Origin of the sequence: Desulfosporosinus orientis DSM 765 (genome assembly GCF_000235605.1) — a bacterium.
In the GTDB taxonomy this organism is placed as follows: domain Bacteria; phylum Bacillota; class Desulfitobacteriia; order Desulfitobacteriales; family Desulfitobacteriaceae; genus Desulfosporosinus; species Desulfosporosinus orientis.
In genome coordinates, this window is the sequence record NC_016584.1 from 5812727 (window position 1) to 5829891 (window position 17165).

General features: G+C 39.3%; 16 protein-coding genes, 3 tRNA genes and 1 riboswitch. Of the genes, 6 read left to right on the top strand and 13 right to left on the bottom strand.

Annotation, left to right across the window (positions count from 1 at the left end; translation table 11 throughout):
- Positions 1-128 precede the first annotated feature (128 nt).
- From DESOR_RS26880 to DESOR_RS26905, 6 genes are all read left to right on the top strand, one after another.
- Positions 129-1058 (top strand): cell wall-binding repeat-containing protein, encoded by a 930-nt coding sequence (locus DESOR_RS26880; RefSeq protein ID WP_242832560.1) that lies wholly within the window; start codon positions 129-131, stop codon positions 1056-1058.
- Positions 1018-1317, top strand: a complete 300-nt coding sequence (locus DESOR_RS30490; protein WP_242832416.1) for a hypothetical protein — start codon at positions 1018-1020, stop codon at positions 1315-1317. The genes DESOR_RS26880 and DESOR_RS30490 overlap by 41 nt, the downstream gene beginning before the upstream one ends.
- A 505-nt stretch (positions 1318-1822) precedes the next feature.
- A complete protein-coding gene (locus DESOR_RS26890; RefSeq protein WP_014187758.1) occupies positions 1823-2266 on the top strand; it encodes a hypothetical protein in 444 nt (147 codons plus the stop codon).
- A gap of 9 nt (positions 2267-2275) precedes the next feature.
- Positions 2276-3019, top strand: coding sequence for a 3'-5' exonuclease (locus DESOR_RS26895; protein ID WP_014187759.1), 744 nt, complete (start codon positions 2276-2278; stop codon positions 3017-3019).
- Positions 3020-3125: 106 nt separating this feature from the next.
- A complete protein-coding gene (locus DESOR_RS29930; RefSeq protein ID WP_014187760.1) occupies positions 3126-3494 on the top strand; it encodes a hypothetical protein in 369 nt (122 codons plus the stop codon).
- A 206-nt stretch (positions 3495-3700) separates the two neighbouring features.
- Positions 3701-4417, top strand: a complete 717-nt coding sequence (locus tag DESOR_RS26905) for a hypothetical protein (protein WP_014187761.1) — start codon at positions 3701-3703, stop codon at positions 4415-4417.
- Here DESOR_RS26905 and DESOR_RS31110 read toward each other — a convergent pair.
- The 13 genes from DESOR_RS31110 to DESOR_RS26965 all read right to left on the bottom strand — a co-directional run bounded on the left by DESOR_RS31110 (position 4376) and on the right by DESOR_RS26965 (position 17155).
- Positions 4376-4855 carry a tyrosine-type recombinase/integrase gene (locus tag DESOR_RS31110; RefSeq protein ID WP_014187762.1) on the bottom strand — a complete coding sequence of 160 codons (480 nt, stop codon included), beginning with the start codon at positions 4853-4855 and terminating at the stop codon, positions 4376-4378. The genes DESOR_RS26905 and DESOR_RS31110 overlap by 42 nt on opposite strands.
- Before the next feature lie 15 nt (positions 4856-4870).
- Complete coding sequence (gene istB / locus DESOR_RS26915) at positions 4871-5611, bottom strand: IS21-like element helper ATPase IstB (RefSeq protein ID WP_014183191.1); 741 nt, start codon at positions 5609-5611, stop codon at positions 4871-4873.
- The gene (gene istA / locus DESOR_RS26920) at positions 5604-7115 is read right to left on the bottom strand and encodes an IS21 family transposase (RefSeq protein WP_014183190.1); all 1512 of its coding nucleotides are present in this window, start codon (positions 7113-7115) and stop codon (positions 5604-5606) included. Before istA ends, istB begins: the two co-directional genes overlap by 8 nt.
- Before the next feature lie 781 nt (positions 7116-7896).
- Positions 7897-8877, bottom strand: a complete 981-nt coding sequence (locus DESOR_RS26925; RefSeq protein WP_014187763.1) for an Abi family protein — start codon at positions 8875-8877, stop codon at positions 7897-7899.
- A gap of 123 nt (positions 8878-9000) precedes the next feature.
- On the bottom strand, positions 9001-9129 hold the full coding sequence (locus DESOR_RS30785; protein ID WP_282434393.1) for a hypothetical protein: 129 nt from the start codon (positions 9127-9129) through the stop codon (positions 9001-9003).
- A gap of 303 nt (positions 9130-9432) precedes the next feature.
- Positions 9433-9508: transfer RNA gene (locus DESOR_RS26930), tRNA-Gly, on the bottom strand.
- Between the two features lie 50 nt (positions 9509-9558).
- A complete protein-coding gene (locus DESOR_RS26935; RefSeq protein ID WP_042331745.1) occupies positions 9559-10239 on the bottom strand; it encodes a PhoH family protein in 681 nt (226 codons plus the stop codon).
- A 232-nt stretch (positions 10240-10471) separates the two neighbouring features.
- A tRNA-Phe gene (locus tag DESOR_RS26940) sits at positions 10472-10547 on the bottom strand.
- A 7-nt stretch (positions 10548-10554) separates the two neighbouring features.
- Positions 10555-10630: transfer RNA gene (locus DESOR_RS26945), tRNA-Glu, on the bottom strand.
- Between the two features lie 247 nt (positions 10631-10877).
- Complete coding sequence (locus DESOR_RS26950; RefSeq protein ID WP_014187765.1) at positions 10878-12659, bottom strand: methyl-accepting chemotaxis protein; 1782 nt, start codon at positions 12657-12659, stop codon at positions 10878-10880.
- A 106-nt stretch (positions 12660-12765) separates the two neighbouring features.
- A riboswitch (cyclic di-GMP riboswitch) is annotated at positions 12766-12850 on the bottom strand.
- Positions 12851-13088: 238 nt separating this feature from the next.
- Positions 13089-14372: an adenylosuccinate synthase gene (locus DESOR_RS26955; RefSeq protein WP_014187766.1), complete on the bottom strand. Its 1284-nt coding sequence runs from the start codon at positions 14370-14372 to the stop codon at positions 13089-13091.
- Positions 14373-14397: 25 nt separating this feature from the next.
- Positions 14398-15696: an adenylosuccinate lyase gene (gene purB, locus DESOR_RS26960; protein ID WP_014187767.1), complete on the bottom strand. Its 1299-nt coding sequence runs from the start codon at positions 15694-15696 to the stop codon at positions 14398-14400.
- 46 nt (positions 15697-15742) lie between these two features.
- Positions 15743-17155, bottom strand: a complete 1413-nt coding sequence (locus DESOR_RS26965) for an NAD(P)/FAD-dependent oxidoreductase (RefSeq protein WP_014187768.1) — start codon at positions 17153-17155, stop codon at positions 15743-15745.
- Between the last annotated feature and the right edge of the window lie 10 nt (positions 17156-17165).

Sequence of the window (17165 nt, forward strand, 5' to 3'; positions counted from 1 at the left end):
GGGGAATTTTCAACCGTTTATTATGGGTATTTTAGCATCGTTCTTTTCAATTATTATCTAATGCAACAAATGTACAGGCAAATACCAAAAGATTAACAGGTTTTGACAGATACGATACTTCAGCAAAAATTGCATTAGATGGCTGGAAACAATCAAATTTTGCCATACTCGCTTATGGCGGAAATTTCCCGGATGCTTTAACTGCAGCTCCTTTAGCTAAGAAATATAATGCACCTATACTTTTGACTGAGACCAATTCTATACCAACCGATACTTTAAACGTAATACAACAATTGAAGGTTTCTGAAATTTTTATTATCGGTGGGACTGGAGTGATTTCATCGTCTGTAGAAAATCAATTGACTTCATTAGGGGTTAATACTACTAGATTAAGTGGACAAGATAGATATGAAACTAGTATAAGCGTTGCTTATCAACTAGAAAATGTTAGTGAAATTACAGTTGTAACAGGAGAAGATTTTGCTGATGCTTTGTCTATATCTCCTATAGCCGCAAAAAGAAATATGCCTATTATATTAGTTCCGCACAATGTAATACCAAATAATGTCAAAAAATATATAAAATGTCATGCAATATCTAAAACCTATGTTATTGGTGTGGGTTCCTCATTAGACGAATCTTTGGTAAGTGAGCTGCCTAATGTTGAACAAATAAATGGACAAGATAAATATCAGAGAAACCTAGCTGTTATTGATAAATTTAAAAGTGAAATGGATCTAAATGCTATCTACTTAACTACAGGTGAAACTTTTGCTGATGGACTTTCAGGCTCTGCTTTAGCAAGTGCAAATTGTAATCCGCTGCTTTTAGTTGGAGAAAATTCAATATCACAAAAATCTTTTTTAGATAATAATTCAATTATTAATTATAATATTGTAGTACTTGGCGGCGTAACAGAAATGGCTATTATCGGTTCTACTAATGTTGATTACGAAGAAAAAAAGATAAGTGATGCTATTAATATAAACTCTGATGATATAACGAAAATAGTATTTTATGACGGCAGGGGGTGGAAGAAACAAACCATTAACAATTGAAGATAAACAAAAGATTAAGGAATTTATGGGTTATCTAGATGGTTATGTAATTAAAAAAGCAAGAAATCCGGTACTCTCAATAGGGTGGATACATCATGCTGTATTTTATATCAACGACAAAAAAGCAATGAGTATAACCTTTGGTGATCCAATGACTATAGATGAAAATTACTATGATATAATAAAAGGTAACTTAGATACTGATAAGATTGATAAGTTTCTAAAATTGATTAATCCAGAATATATCATAGGCATTTGAACTTCAAAAAACTATTAACAAATTACGATATAAAATATACCATTTACCTATAAAGACAATTTATGCCATTAGAAGTCCCATCGTCGTTATAAACTAAGTGACGATGGGGCTATTAGTTAACATAACTGTAAGCGGTGGAAGAAATACCGTCATGTAAAACAGCCTTCCCTCTGATACATTAAGAGTAAGTGATCAGACGGGAGGTTTTTCAATGAAATCCACAGCTGAAAATCTACAACTATGGAAGCAACGGATAAACGAAAGAGTCCAAATCAATGACGATCTTCCAAATCGAGAGAAGTCTTTTTTTAACGTTTTGTGATAACTGTTTACATTGCTGTAACGCAGGTCAATTAAGTACGACAGGGAGGGGAGACCAGGGGGGGAATTATCCTCTATAGGAAACGCATTAGCAGCCGTTTTTTCAATAAATTGTTAGAATTTACAGGGAAATTGAGGGGTTATATAGAAATAAATTACATTTGGATAAAAGGAGGGTAAAAAAGTGAGTTTGCAAGAGTTGTTTGATGAGTTTGGCTGTACCGTCCTTAACTACACAAACAATAAAATAGTTGTAGATTACTTTTATAGCGAGGAAAGTTATAAGAACTTCTTGCATGGTATGAACTGTAGAGCAGGAATGGGGCTACATGATGCTGATGAGAAAATGGTCTTTAATAGAGTTGACGATAATAAATTAGTTATTGTACAAAACGATGGTGTTGAAACTGCTAGATATCGGTATTTGCCAATATTCAAAGCCACTATGGAATACAAGGATAAGAACTCTGACGATAAAAAGGTTAATAAGACCCTTACCTTTAGAATTAGAAAAAATGAATTTGATGGCAGCATTAACTTTATAGATACTGACAAAAATTCTATGGACTTTAACAATGTTCAGGCAGTTAAACATACTTATATGAAAAGTATGGCACTAATAAATTAATAGATTGGAGTGTTTACAACGGATAAGATGCTTTTAGTAGACTTGGAAACTCAAAGCTTCCCTGTTGAAACAGGCATTTATGAAGTGGCTTGTTTGGTAGTAGAAAACTATGAGATTGTAGACAAACTTTATTTAGGGAAGGAAATACCTGGATACAAAGGCGATAAGCGATATGGCTTTGGGTTTTATGACATCAGCGAAGATGCACAATACATTAGCATATTTAAGGAATTTATTAACAAGCACCCCTATCCTATAGTTGCACATAATTGTCCATTTGACAGGAAGTTTCTTGTCTACTATAAATGGATCGAAGAAAACTACCCTACTTACTGTTCTATGAGGGCTATAAGAATGGCTGACGGTAGCCTTGGAAGTTATGCACTAAATAATCTAGTTAAGCATTACAACGTTGCTGACGAAGTACTGCATACAGCCATGTCAGATATTGAAAATGTTTACAAGATACTAAAGATTGTAAAACCCCAAACATGGCTTCCAGTAGGCACTCAATTAAAGGATAGGTGCCATCCAAAGACTGCAAAGCCAAGAACATTAGAGGAAATAGACTTAAAAATTAACACTACAAATTTGCTTGATGGCGAGTTTATTTGTTTTACAGGCAAGAGTGACTTTCCTCGAAACATTATGCAAGAAATAGCCATTAAAAATAGTGCTGCAATTACACAAAACATAACGAAGAAAACTACCATTACTCGTTGTAGGGGTGGATGCCGGAAGCAAACTAGATAAAGCACAAGAAAAGGGTATTTCAATTATGTCCGACAACGAATTTATGCAAATGTTAAACATAAAGGATAAAGATATAATTGCTTGATTAAATTAGGGGGAACCTTATATGTTTATAAATGTTAAAGAGCATGATAATGTTATTTATTTTTCCTCCCTTGAGGAGAAACTAAAAAAATTAAACCAATGGGGACTAATTAGCGAGAAAAAGATGAACAACCTTATTAGTGGCAAGAAGATTACAGAAATGAAGTCAATTTTGTATAAAGGAAGAGAAGTAGATGTTGAAAAGGTCTGTGATGTCATTGGGTACATTTCCTATAAGACCAACCCAGGTTGTATAAATCCTGTGTACGAAACCGTTGTTATAGAAATTAACGGAGAAACAAACAAGATAAACCCTGCATTTTTAAAACAAATGCAAAGTAAAGATTTTAATCTAAATACTTTTGATGAAGAAAACGACGGCATAGCCTAAATGTAAAATAGATTATTAGTCCTAAAAATAGGGCTTTTTCTTTAGGGGGTATACTTCGCACTTCAACATATTAGTAAGTTGGCTATGCGTTTCTAAATTCTTCGCATTTTAGGTTAAAAGAAGAGACTGTCACAAATGAATGACTCCTATCAGTTAAGAGTTGTAAGGGTAAAATCCTAACCTTAACCGAAGGGAGTTACTTACAGATGGGAACTCAATATAAAGATGTTGCTGTAAGGGAGACAGGGGAGGTTATTTCTCTGCCTCAAAGTTTTATTAACAATACAAAAGAATATTTCATTAGGAGCAAGAACCAGGACAAAGCCTTTAAGCAAAAACTTCAAAGAGCAGATGAACATTTCTTTTGGGTCAATCAAAACAATATTACTTCGCTTCTAACAGATAAGAACATCAGTCAATCGTCTCTAGGGTTATTACTTGTTTTATGTTGTAACCTCCAAAATGTCATCGGTATTCTTTGTAATCAGAAGAGAAATCCTTATACTAACAAAGAGTTGATAAACAAATCTGGAGTACCCGAGAGAAGTTTCTTCAAAGGAATAGAAGAATTAAAGTCCCACAAGATTGTTATCAATAATGGTACAAAGAAAGAGCCTATTTATACAGTAGATATGAAATATCACTTCATAGGGACTAATAATCAGGCTAGCCATTCTGTAAGGGCATATAAGGACGGTATCAGAGCCTTAAAGGACTCTGGCTTAACTCTCAATAAGATTGGTTTTCTTTATTCTGTCATACCCTTGCTAGAATTTAACAGGTGTGCGTTGGTTAAAGACAAGAATAAAGGTGTGGATGTTAACAATCTCCATAGTAAGGACAGTCTATGCAAACTATACCTAGGAATATCTAAAAGAACCTTATCTACTTATCTGTCTATGACCTTTGAGTACAAGATTTAGCATTCGTTTTATTTCTTTTGAGGACAAAGGTTTAATGGCGTCTTTAGGTACCTTGACATACTTTACTTTGCTTGCCAAGTCCTCGGTCATATAACCCTCGGAACGTAACCAATTAAGATATGTTTTGAAAGTTCTAATCCTAATATTAATAGTGTTTGGAGCGTAACCATGGGGAATCATGTGGGCAGAATACTCCTGAAATAATACCTTATCGAGCCAACGACCTCCTAATAGCCGTTGTTCCTCTTCAAGCCACTTTTTGAAGTAATCCATATGCTTCTTGTAATCCTGCAAAGTCCTCTGTGACAAACCTTCAACGCGTTTTTGTTTGACGAAATCATCGTGTAAATTAACATAATCCAATACCGATAAACAATCGATGTTTTCGATGGGTAACGGCTTGTAAGCAGTCAAGTAAAACCAGCAACTTTTCGCCACAAACCATACAACATTTTATTTCTGGGTTATAGTCTTCCTATGTTGGAGTCTGTAGCTGTTGCCCGTCATATTTAAAATCTCGCAGTGGTGGATAAGACGGTCTAAAATCGCAGTTGTAATTGTTGCATCCCCTAAAAAGTCAACCCATTCATCGAATCCTTTGTTTGAGGTAATAATCAGTGATGTTTTCTCGGACATTGAGGACACGAAACCGAAGAATAGGTTGGCTTCTATTGTAGAAAGTGGCATGAAGCCAACTTCATCAATAATAACCAGTGCTGCCGAGTTGAGTATTTTTATTCGTCTCTTACTGGCGGTCGAGATTTGCGAGGTTTTTAGTGTAATTATGAGTTCATCCAAGGTCGTAAAAGCTACGGCATAACCTAGGTTTAAAGCCTGGACCGCTAAGGATAAAGCCAAATGCGTTTTTCCGATACCAGGGGGGCCCAGAAAACAAATGTTGAACGCTTGCTCAACCCAAGTCATATCGGACAATCTTAGCATCTGTTCCTTAGATACGCTGCGTTGGAATCCGAAGTCGAAGGTTTCCAGGGTTTTTTCGGCGGGTAGATTTGCTCTTCTTCTGCGAATTAGATTTTGCTTTTCGGTCCGAAGACGTTGTTGCTCTGAAAGGAAAACCTCAACGCTTTCGAGAGGCGTGAGATTATTCTTTTTAGCATATAGGTTTTCTAAATCAACAGGGACCAAATGCAGTCCCGATACTAATGCATTGACACGTTCAATCCGTTCATTCATGGTTGCCACCTGCCTTTGCATACACATCCAAAGAGCGTTTCTCTGTAGTTACATGGTACTTGTTGTTGCTAACCGGAATAGCATTCAGGACGATTACTTGTTTTGGTTTAGCACTGTGCTCTAAAAAATCCTTTACATACGTTATTCCGAAGAGTTTGCTCACCTCACAATATTTGATGGCATTTAGTACGTCATCAATTCCATATTTATCGCATAATGTTTGCAGCAACCGGAACTGATCACGGGCATAGCGTGCTTTTTCTGTTCGAATTGTCTGCAGAAAATCGGTTGCCTTGAATAATAACAGCTTATCAACAGTAGTTTGAGCTTTATCCATCGAGTCTGTAATATCTCTGGAATGACTGGTGCTCTTAATTAATTGACCTCTGCCGGTTGAGATGGGATGTTCACAGATAAATTCACCGAATACGGTCATAATCGTCAATTTTTCATTCTTCGCTTCAATGCTGACCTCTTTTTGGTTGTTGTATGTACCGAGAGGTAAAGAGTACCGATTGCTGTCGTAGACGATCGTGTTATCTTTCCGAACATTTCTGCAGATGGTTACATCACCATTTAATCGGATGTCCAGCAGAGGTCTTAGGTGTTCACGTTCATCTTCAAACACCTTGGCTGGTATCTTTTTGGTAGTGCCGTGAATTTTCGCATTACCGGTTCTATCCAACCATTTTAGGAACGAACTGTTGAGAACTTCCTCATCAGCAAAAAGTCTGTTTTCAAGGAAATTATACTTGATGAATTTAACCACATTCTCGATCTTACCTTTGCTTTCCGGATCAGCTGCGCGGCAGAGGTATACTTTTAAATTGCATTCTTGCCGGAACTTCTCAAACTCAAAGGTATGAATAATATCTCCATAGTTTTCTGAAACGCTGACGATACTATCCTGATCAAATACCATTTCTAGCGGCATCCCACCTATATATCTAAAGCACTGATGACAGCTTGAAACCAGATCGCTTGTTGTGAATGGCCGAGTTTGAAAGAATGCCCATTTGTAACGTGCATGAGCGAGTACAAAGGCTGCAAAGCGAATCTTTACACGCTGCCCATCAATGGATTGCATCCACTTTTCACCAAAGTCCACCTGTAACTGCTGCCCCATTGGGAGCTCTTCTACAGCCTCATAATCTCTGGGATGATTGGATTTTTTAAGATTATATTCCTCTCGTAACCCTTTGACATAACGGCTGACCGTTCGTTCCTTGATATCCTCTTTGTAATGCTCCTTGAGCCAATCGCATACTTGTGCGGCTGTCATTGTTGGGTATTGTTTCAACCAGCTGATGATAATTTCCTCATATTTTGAAAGTAGCAGTTCTCGGTTAATGCTATACAGCTGTTTGGCGAATTCATCCGCTGTCATGTTCCAATATCTTGTTACGGTTTCCCGATTTATGTTCAGCTGCTTGGCAGCCCGAGATCGAGTGAATCCAATCTCTTTAAGTTGCTGTATCTGTTTATACATCTTAAATCCTTTCATTCTAACAGCTCCTGACCTCTTTGCTAGCCCCTATTCTAACAAAGTCAGATAGCTGTATTTGATTTAAGTTGTATGGTTATTGGCAAAATGTTGTATGGTTTGTGGCAGAAACTTGTATGCTTTCATTGGCGTAAATGTGTATGGTTTAGTTTACCATTCACACGGCTTCGTGGTCATCTTAATCTTTGTTTTAGCCATTGATTTTTTACCGCCTTTTTCGTTTATTTAGGCAGTAGCCGTTACTCCGCGTTAAACCCACGGCTTCTGTAGGGATAAAATAAAAGAGGTATACCTACGAATAAATCGTAAATATACCTCAAAGTCTACGTAAAAGCCATTGTTGGCTTCAATATACTGAATGGAGCGGACGACGAGATTCGAACTCGCGACCCTCGGCTTGGGAAGCCAATTGCGAAAGCCAGAAGCCACGAACCCTTGACAATTCAGGATTTTGGACTATTCAACTATCCTCATGACCCTCGGCCCATCCTTCTTTTAACCATTATAATTATATCTTGTCACAAATTCAATATTAACAACGAATATTTACTAAAATCTCTATAGAGCACTCCTACTAATTTGACCCCCTGACCCTTCAGCGTAGAGACCAGGTGGAACCTCGACACACAACTCTTACCACTACGTCTTTTAAATATAGAATAAATAGCTAAAAAATATAAGGAACCGGACGCATCCGATTCCTTTAAGTGTAGTCCGAAGACATCCACCGCTATTCACTATATATAGTATACACTTTGAGGCCAAAAGATACAAGGTTTTTTTATATCTTTATGAATGCCTTTAGCGAATTCAACTTACCCCTAGTATTTGTATGGACAATTCTCGTATATATGTTGATGGGTATTTGACTTCTAAATTGGTTAATGAGCAATTCAAATCTATTGACGATCTTGGTCAAGTCTGTCTTAGATGTCTTCAAGTTTTTCTGAAGGTATATAATCAAGATTAAATAATCTACTATGGTCTGAAATGTTATGTTTTGGATATTCGTATCAAATGACAGCCATCTAAGCAAGCTATTATTTGGATTAAATGATTTAAATCGCGTATCAAAAATAACATCATTATGAGCGATAGAATTCCTCAGATCTTTTATAAGATATATTATATTTTGGGTTAACTTACCATTAGAGTCAAATGCCTGATTGAGGCCAAGTGCCAGCGATATATCTCTCTTGATACAAGTATCACTGCATGATACGAAGTTTCCGAATTCGCCCAAACTGATAACTTCAAACACTGCCCAGATTGGTACTGGTTCATCTTTATGATAAAAATGTTGTACAATTTGCTTATCATTAGAGAATTCACGGGTAAGTACATTATAAAATTGATTTCGCAGCTTGAGCCTTTTATTCAGGGCATTCTTGTATTTAGGAGAACCAATAGTATGTGTCTTATAATCTGTTAATAATGTATCATAGATTATGTTAAAACTATCTGTCTTACTATGAATCAAAATAGTTTCTAGTACGTAATTTTTTAACGCAGTTTCTATAAACATTATTTGTGGGTAAAATAGTGATTTTAATTGCATATCGAATGTATTTATCGCAAGAACTTCATTGAAATTAGTATAAACGATTCTATTATTAGGTCTATTAATAAAACGATATCCTTTAAATCCATGATAATAACCTATGTTTCTTAACTTCCTCTTATGGATACTACCAGAAATAGTTATATTATGATGATCCCTTAGATATTTCATTAAAGAGTCGGTACTTTTTACCCTCGACATTTCTTGCCTTCTCTCTGTTAATATTTACATATTCATCATATATTCTTAAAATTGTTTGGTCAATGTTTAATCTACCTAGTTACTCCAATACTGGATATGTTACACACTGTACTTGTGTCACATTCAATAATCCCTGGAAAGTCCAACACAACTGGCTTCCGGGGATTTTCTATTTCCCAAAGCTTTTTTGAACCCGTCGATTGTCACATATCGACTCATCACAACCATATCTGCGCCATACGGTGGCTTCACTGCTGCTTGATGATGGGGTAAACCCCTCCAATGTCAGTGATATACTCGGACTACTAAAACCAGTACTACGTTAGATATTTACAGCCACAGCTCTTCTCTCGACAAAGAGAGAGCTATTGCACGTTTAGGAGATATCTTAAAATCAGCCCGCTAAACACTAAAAGATCGGTTCAAGCCCGATCTTTTTTACATTTGTATCAGATTTTTTCCCGTTGCAGTAAAATTGCAGTCAAAAACCCCTTAATAAAAATTTCTTAGAAAAGCGAAAACACCGCAATCCCTTGCGGTGTCTATGTTTCATTATGGAGCGGACGACGAGATTCGAACTCGCGACCCTCGGCTTGGGAAGCCAATGCTCTACCAGCTGAGCCACGTCCGCTTATTAAGCTAATCCTAACAAAAAAATTATATGCCGAGAGAACAAATATGTCAACCTTGAAAAGAGTCTGCCCAGTTAGCAAGCTCACCGCGAAAGTTCTTCGTCAGCGTTAGAATCTTGCAGTAAGGTTGTCCCCTAAAATGTTCCATATAAGGCACAAAGCCGCTTTTCGCAGCCGGAATGTCAATCTGCCCCGAATGTCCGATACATATGACCTTGCAGGAGTCGTGAACTCGCGTGAATATTTTTCTTAATTCCTGAACCGTAAAGTTTTGACATTCATCAATAATGATGGTCATATCCTTCAGATTAGTTCCTCTAAGAAACAGCGGTGTTTTTGGATAGCACCAAATGCTGTCCATGACACGCTTCATACTGACTTTCCGGCGTATGGCTTCATTGACCAAAGCTTCTTCATTATACACGCACTGGGCAGGATTCTCATTGATCTCTAACAAAGCATCAATCAAGGGCTGATGATAAATGCTTTCCTTCTCAGACTGAGTACCGGGCCTAAAGCCCATGGCCGATTCCTGAACCGGATTGAAGATATAGGTTAGTGGCTGCTTAAAAAGCTTAGCACAGGCAACCGCTAACGTTGTTTTTCCAGTTCCAGCTTTGGCATTAACCATAACTAATTGATAATCAAATATTGCATCAACATATTCACGTTGCTCTTCCGTCAATCTTGGCGCAAATCCAAATAACAAGTTATTCTCAGGCAATGGCACAGTTCTCACCAACCCTTATAATAATCCGTATTTGACAATAAATCTATTGTTCCTAGTATTTCTCAATAATGGGATTGCATTCCCATAAGTTTGGAAAACTTGGCAGCTAGCTGCCATAGTTGCACTTATGCTTCCTAAATAGTACAAAAAAAGTCCTGATTCCCCTTCGCAGGAAATTCCAGAACCTTCAATTACTTATATTAATCATTTTATGAGTGAAAGTGGGAACATATGGTGCCTCAGGACGGAATCGAACCGCCGACACGAGGATTTTCAGTCCTCTGCTCTACCGACTGAGCTACCGAGGCAATTAAATGGTGACCCGTACGGGATTCGAACCCGTGTAACCGCCGTGAAAGGGCGGTGTCTTAGACCGCTTGACCAACGGGCCATAATGCTCACTCGTCAATGTTCTCAAAGAGATTTAAAAGACACTGACAAATATGGATTTTACACTAAGTTTCTGTACCTGTCAATACTTTTCTTTTAAAAAGCTTAGTCAATGGTAAAGAAAATCACTAGAGTTTTAAATTTTTAATAGAATAGAGAGTAAAAAAGCACTACGAACTAGGGAGGTCAAAAATGCCCTCTCCTAGTCCGTATAGATTCCTCGTAAATACAAATTTATCATAAAAACATTAAATATTAAATTTCTTAAGGGTTTCTTGTAACTCTTCAGCCATCTTTGCCAAGACTTGACTGGATGAAGAAATTTCCTGTACTGAAGCTGATTGTTCTTCTGTTGCAGCAGATACCGTTTGAGTCTGGCTGGTTATACCTCGGCTTGTTTCATAAATATTATTAATGGACGAAACAATTTTTTCACTGCCCACGGCCATTTGTTGGATCTCCACCGAGATTTCCCCAATTTGGGAGGAAACCTGATTAACCAAGGCTGTAATATCACTAAAGGCATGCCCGGCAGTTTCAGCCACTTCTGTCCCCAATTTAACTTGATGAGTACCCTCATTAATGGACAATACCGCTTTTTGTGTATCTTGTTGAATCCCGCTGATCAAGGCGGCGATTTGCTTAGAAGCATCTTGAGATTGTTCCGCTAATTTGCGCACTTCATCCGCTACAACTGCAAAACCTTTACCTTGCTCTCCTGCTCGAGCAGCTTCAATAGCGGCATTTAAAGCAAGCAGGTTTGTTTGTGCTGCAATACCGGAAATGGTATCGACAATTTGACCAATCTCCTTGGAACGCTCACCCAGATTCATCACCATGTTCGCTGAACCCGTTACCGTTTGTTCAATATTAACCATTTGTTCAATAGTCTTGTTAATAGCATTACTGCCTTCTGAAGCCGATAAAGCTGTTTTTTCTGAGGACTTAACTACAATCTTAGCATTCTCCAGCATATGTTGAATTCCTGCCGACATCTGCTCCACACTGGCCGAAGTTTCATCAACAGCATTCAGCTGTTTCTCTGCCCCCAGAGATACTTCAGTTATGGCTGTTGCAACTTGATATGATGCCTGAGCCGATTGTTCTGCGCCTATGCTCAATTGTTGAGAGGAGGCAGCAACTTGTCTTGAAGAGGAAGCCACTTGTTGCACCAGATTAATTAGATTTTCGGTCATAGTTTTAAAGGCATGGCCCAGTTGGCCAAGTTCATCCTTAGTGTTCGTATTAAGACTATCAATAAGGCTATCAATTCTAAGATTACCCTTGGCAATTTCTTCAGCATTATTTGCTATTACCATAATCTGATGAGAGATTCTCTTACTTAAGGCTATACCTATTACTAGTGCTATTCCTAAAGCTGCTAAGATGGATGCCACGATATAAATTATATTCATCTTAGCTTTCTGTTGAAATTCCATTTGTTTGGCGTAAACATGCTTATCAATATCATCGACCCAGTTTCCGGTACCAATTACCCAGTTATAGGGCTGAAATAACAAAGTATAACTCCTCTTTGGCAAAGCTTCAGTTTCATTGGGCTTGGCAAATTTATAATCCGAATAGCCGCCGCCTTCTTGAGAACCCTTTTTAATAAAGTCCTGGACAAAGAGTTCTCCGTCGCTGTCTTTAGCGTCATAACGTGATTTCCCTTCGGCTGTCTCCCGTCCAAGCAGGACGACATTAACCCCTTCAGTTGTATCAATCCAAAAGTAATTGCCATTATCAAAACGCAAGTTCCGGACTAAATCAGCGGCTTTTTTCTTTGCTTCTTCTGGAGTTAATTCCCCTTTTTGCTGACTATTGTAAATATCTTCAACTAAACTGTAAGCAGTCTGTACCTCTAGTTTTACAGTTCTGTCAAATTGTTCGTACAACGTATCTCGATACTCAGCTACATTCGTTTTTTCAGTTTGGATGACACTATAAATATTATATCCTCCGAGAATCGAGCCCATAATTAGTGCTGTCATTACTAATAGCATAATAATGCGATATTTGATTTTGGTCATTCGCTCTTTCCCCCTTTTTTTCTCTTTAGAGTCCAAGGCTTAAAGTAATAAAAATACAATTACAAAAAATCGCCCCCCTTTTAAGGCGTGCGACAGAGAATACTAAGTAGGCAGCCCGGCCATCATCACCCTTACGTGTAAGATCCGTGGCTTTGCGTCCCCAGCTTTAGCTGGGTTTGCCTTTGTCTTTAGCCTTATAACAATAGGAACATATATCACAATTATTCCTTTTATCTGCAACTATATCATAACAAATCTAAATATTATATATATTATTTCAAATTCCACCAAACTTCTTCAATAATTATATACTTATAAAATATGGGCAAAAAAAAAGACAGCAACTAAACATCTCTGTCTAATCACTGTCTTTTGTACCTATTATAAGTACTCTTTCGCAAACCCTTTATCCAGATTGTCCAGTAATATTTAGAAAATCTCTCCGCGAATAATGGTTTGTTCCCGGCCTGGGCCAACTGCTACTAAGGTAGCAGGAACACCAGACAATTCTTCAATCCGTCGAATATAATCCTGCGCTGTTTGAGGCAGATCCTCGAAACGGCGAACATGAGTGATATCTTCTTGCCAACCTGGCATTTCTTCATAGACGGGTTGGCATTCCTTGAATAATTTTTGGCTCTGAGGAAACTCCATAAGAACTTCATCCCCTACACGATACCCAACACATATTTTAAGCTTCTCAAAGCCTGTGAGAACATCCAGTTTTGTCACTGCAAAATCTGATATTCCGCTGACACGAGCTGCATAGCGGGCTATAACGGCATCAAACCAACCACAACGGCGAGCACGACCTGTTGTAGTACCGAACTCATGTCCATTCTTCCGCATTTCTTCGCCGGTTTCATCTAATAACTCTGTGGGGAATGGGCCTTCCCCGACTCGAGTTGTATAAGCTTTGATGACTCCAATTACTTTATTAATGCGAGTTGGACCGACCCCAGCACCAATACAAGCCCCTCCGGCAATTGGATGAGAAGATGTTACAAAGGGATATGTGCCGTGATCAATATCCAGCAGTGTTCCCTGAGCACCCTCAAAGAGAACTTTCTCTCCTGCTTTAATGCTATTATCAATGATTAGGGAGCTATCCGCGACCATTGAACGGATTTTCTCGGCATATCCCAAATATGTCTCATAAATTTCATCAAATTCCAGTGCTTCTTTACCATAGACTTTAACAAATAAATTATTTTTTTCTACTAAATTACGGCGAAGTTTCTCGGCAAACTCATCATTATCCATAAGGTCAATGATGCGAATTCCGATTCTCGATGCCTTATCCATATAAGCAGGGCCGATCCCTCGCTTTGTCGTACCAATTTTATGATCGCCGCGGGCTTCTTCCTCTAAGCCATCTAAAACCCTATGATAAGGCATGATGATATGAGCATTGCTGCTAATCACGAGTTTACCAATTTTAATACCTTTCTGATTAAGGTAATCCAACTCATCCAGGAGCACCTTGGGATCAATTACTACACCGTTGCCGATGACGCAAGTTTTATCGGCATAAAGAATTCCGGAAGGTATAAGGTGAAGTTTAAACTCTTCTCCATTTGCAACCACCGTATGCCCTGCATTATTTCCCCCTTGATACCTTACAACCACATTTGCTTTTTCGGCTAGGAAATCCGTTATTTTGCCTTTTCCCTCGTCCCCCCATTGAGAACCGATCAGTACAACAGCAGCCATATAGATTTTCCTCCAATCTCTAGCTCTATTCTTCTAACTTCAGACGTTTAAATATATCATCCACATGCTGTAGGTGATAGTTTAAATCGAATAAACTTTGAATCTCTTCCTTCGTCAAAAATTTACGTACCCGCTCATCTGCCGAAACGACATCGATAAAGTCCAGACCTTGCTCCCAGGCCTGGAAGGCATTTTGCTGTACCCAGGCATAGGCCTCTTCCCTCATGCAGCCATGCTCAACCAGGGCCAAAAGAACCCGTTGTGAAGAAGTCAGCCCATAGGTTTTCTGCAAATTGCGCTTCATGTGGTCTGCGCGAATCGTCAGGCCCGAGATCACTTTCGTCATCTGGCGAAGCATATGATCCAAGAGGATACAACTGTCAGGAAGAATCACCCGTTCTACGGAAGAATGGGTCATATCCCGCTCATGCCAAAGAGCCATGTTCTCCATAGCCGCCAGGGCATTGCCCCGGAGAAGCCTGGACATTCCCGCCACCTGTTCGGAAACAATCGGGTTCCGCTTATGAGGCATAGCAGAGGAACCTTTTTGACCTTTGGCAAAAGGTTCTTCAACTTCAAGGATATCCGTACGCTGCAAATTGCGGATTTCAGTGGCTATTTTTTCTATGGAACCGCCGATTAAGGCAAGAACTGTGACAAAGTGAGCATGCCTGTCCCTCTGTAATATTTGGTTGCTTACCAAGGCCGTCTCTAAACCGAGATAATGACACACTGCCTCTTCTACCTCAGGAGAAACATTGGCATAAGTTCCTACAGCTCCTGATATCTTGCCTGCGCTAACGGAGCGGATTGCCTGATCAAGCCGCTCTATTTGCCGGTCGACCTCGGCAATCCATAGGGCTAATTTTAAGCCAAAGGTTAAAGGCTCAGCATGAATACCATGAGTTCGCCCCACCATCACAGTATATTTGCTCTCAACTGCCCGCTTTGCTAAAGCATCTCTCAGATCCTTAAGGTCTTCTTTAAGGAGACGTCCGGAATCTCTTAAGACAAGACTTAAGCCTGTGTCTTTCACATCTGAGGAGGTCAAACCAAGATGCAGGTACTTTCCCGCTTCTCCAATCTCCTCTACAACAGCTTGCAAAAATGCAATCAGATCATGGCGCACGACTGCCTCAATTTCCAACACTCGCTTAGGATTGACTTTAGCCTTGGCTCGAATTTCTTGCATGGCCTCTGGCGGTATCTCCCCACGCTTGGCCATAACCTCTGCCACAGCTAATTCAACCTCTAGCCAACGCTCATATTCATATCCGTCCTGCCATAACTTTCCCATTTCTTTGTGGGTATATCGATCGAGCAAACTTTTCTCCCCCAGTCAATTATTGCCTTTTCCTGAATCATTCCTCTTAGACCTTGGGCTCAATATCTCTGGCCACAACAATCCCCGTTGCCGAAGCCTGCATCAAGCCGCGAGTAATTCCTGCTCCATCACCAATTGTGTAAAGTCTGGGAATGGATGTTTCAAAGTTGGACTTTACTTTGACTTTGGAAGAATAGAATTTAACCTCGACTCCGTACAATAAGGTGTTTTTTGAGTACATACCCGGCGCAATTTTATCAAAAGCTTTGAGAGTCTCAATGAGTGAGGTCAGATATCGCTCAGGAAGTACGTAACTAAGATCTCCTGGAATGGCAGACAAAAGGGTTGGAATTGTGGTGGATTGTCTTAAACGGCCTTCCGTCGTTCGCCTTCCCTGCAAAAGGTCTCCTAGACGCTGAACCATGACCCCCCCGCCAGTCAACATATTGGCTAAGCGAGCAATATATCGTCCGTATTCAATAGGCTGATTAAAGGGCTCGGTAAAGCGAGTTGATACTAATAAGGCAAAGTTTGTATTCTTTGTCTTTTTCGTAAGATCAGCATAGCTATGACCATTTACCACGGCAATATCCCCATCGTAATGCTCCTCGGATACCACACCTCCGGGATTGACACAAAAACTCCTTGTCTTCAGATCATAGGTATCGGAATAATACACTAATTTTGGTTCGTATAACTCACGTGTCAAATGATCAAGTATAGAATTGGGAACTTCCACCCGTACTCCGATATCGACTTCATTGTTTTCCGTTTCCACACCTAGACGAATTGTCTGATCAGCTAACCAATTGGCTCCCCCTCTGCCTGGGGCTGCTACGACATAACGAGCATACACTTCATCCAACTCTTGTTCACTGCGACGCTGAATGCTAGCGCCCAAAACGCCTTCGGAATCAGCTAAAATATTTTTTACTTCAGCCAATTCCCAAAAAATCGTATTAGTCTTTTGCATGAGATGTTCATACATGCCTTTTAGCACATCATAAGCCAGCTCAGTGCCTAAGTGCCGTACAGGGCAATGGATCAGGGAGATGTTGTGGCGAGATGCTTCATATTCAATTTCTTCTACCCGGCGATTATCTAATCCATAGACCGTTTCTTGTGCACCGAACTGTCGATAAATCCCGTCGGCATAGTCAATCAACTCTTGAGCTTGTTCAACTTTCATATATTCCACTAAACGTCCGCCCACAGCAGGACTCAAAGACAACTTACCATCACTAAATGCCCCAGCCCCAGACCATCCTCTGGTGATCGCACAAGGATTACAGCCACTGCAAACTCCGGAAACCCGGGCAGGACATTTTCGTTTTTCTATGCTTCGACCACTGTCAACAATTAGAATTTTCAGATCTTTATTATGCTTCGTCAGCTCTAAAGCTGTGAAGATTCCAGCCGGCCCGGCTCCTATAATTAAGACATCAACATTATGCTTCAATTGTTTCCCC

Excerpts from the sequence above, each read along its gene's own strand:
- DESOR_RS30490 (WP_242832416.1), top strand. The coding sequence starts at position 1,018 with ATGACGGCAGGGGGTGGAAGAAACAAACCATTAACAATTGAAGATAAA.
- DESOR_RS29930 (WP_014187760.1), top strand. The coding sequence starts at position 3,126 with ATGTTTATAAATGTTAAAGAGCATGATAATGTTATTTATTTTTCCTCC.
- DESOR_RS26905 (WP_014187761.1), top strand. The coding sequence starts at position 3,701 with ATGGGAACTCAATATAAAGATGTTGCTGTAAGGGAGACAGGGGAGGTT.
- istB (WP_014183191.1), bottom strand. The coding sequence starts at position 5,611 with ATGAATGAACGGATTGAACGTGTCAATGCATTAGTATCGGGACTGCAT.
- istA (WP_014183190.1), bottom strand. The coding sequence starts at position 7,115 with ATGAAAGGATTTAAGATGTATAAACAGATACAGCAACTTAAAGAGATT.
- DESOR_RS26925 (WP_014187763.1), bottom strand. The coding sequence starts at position 8,877 with ATGTCGAGGGTAAAAAGTACCGACTCTTTAATGAAATATCTAAGGGAT.
- DESOR_RS26950 (WP_014187765.1), bottom strand. The coding sequence starts at position 12,659 with ATGACCAAAATCAAATATCGCATTATTATGCTATTAGTAATGACAGCA.
- DESOR_RS26955 (WP_014187766.1), bottom strand. The coding sequence starts at position 14,372 with ATGGCTGCTGTTGTACTGATCGGTTCTCAATGGGGGGACGAGGGAAAA.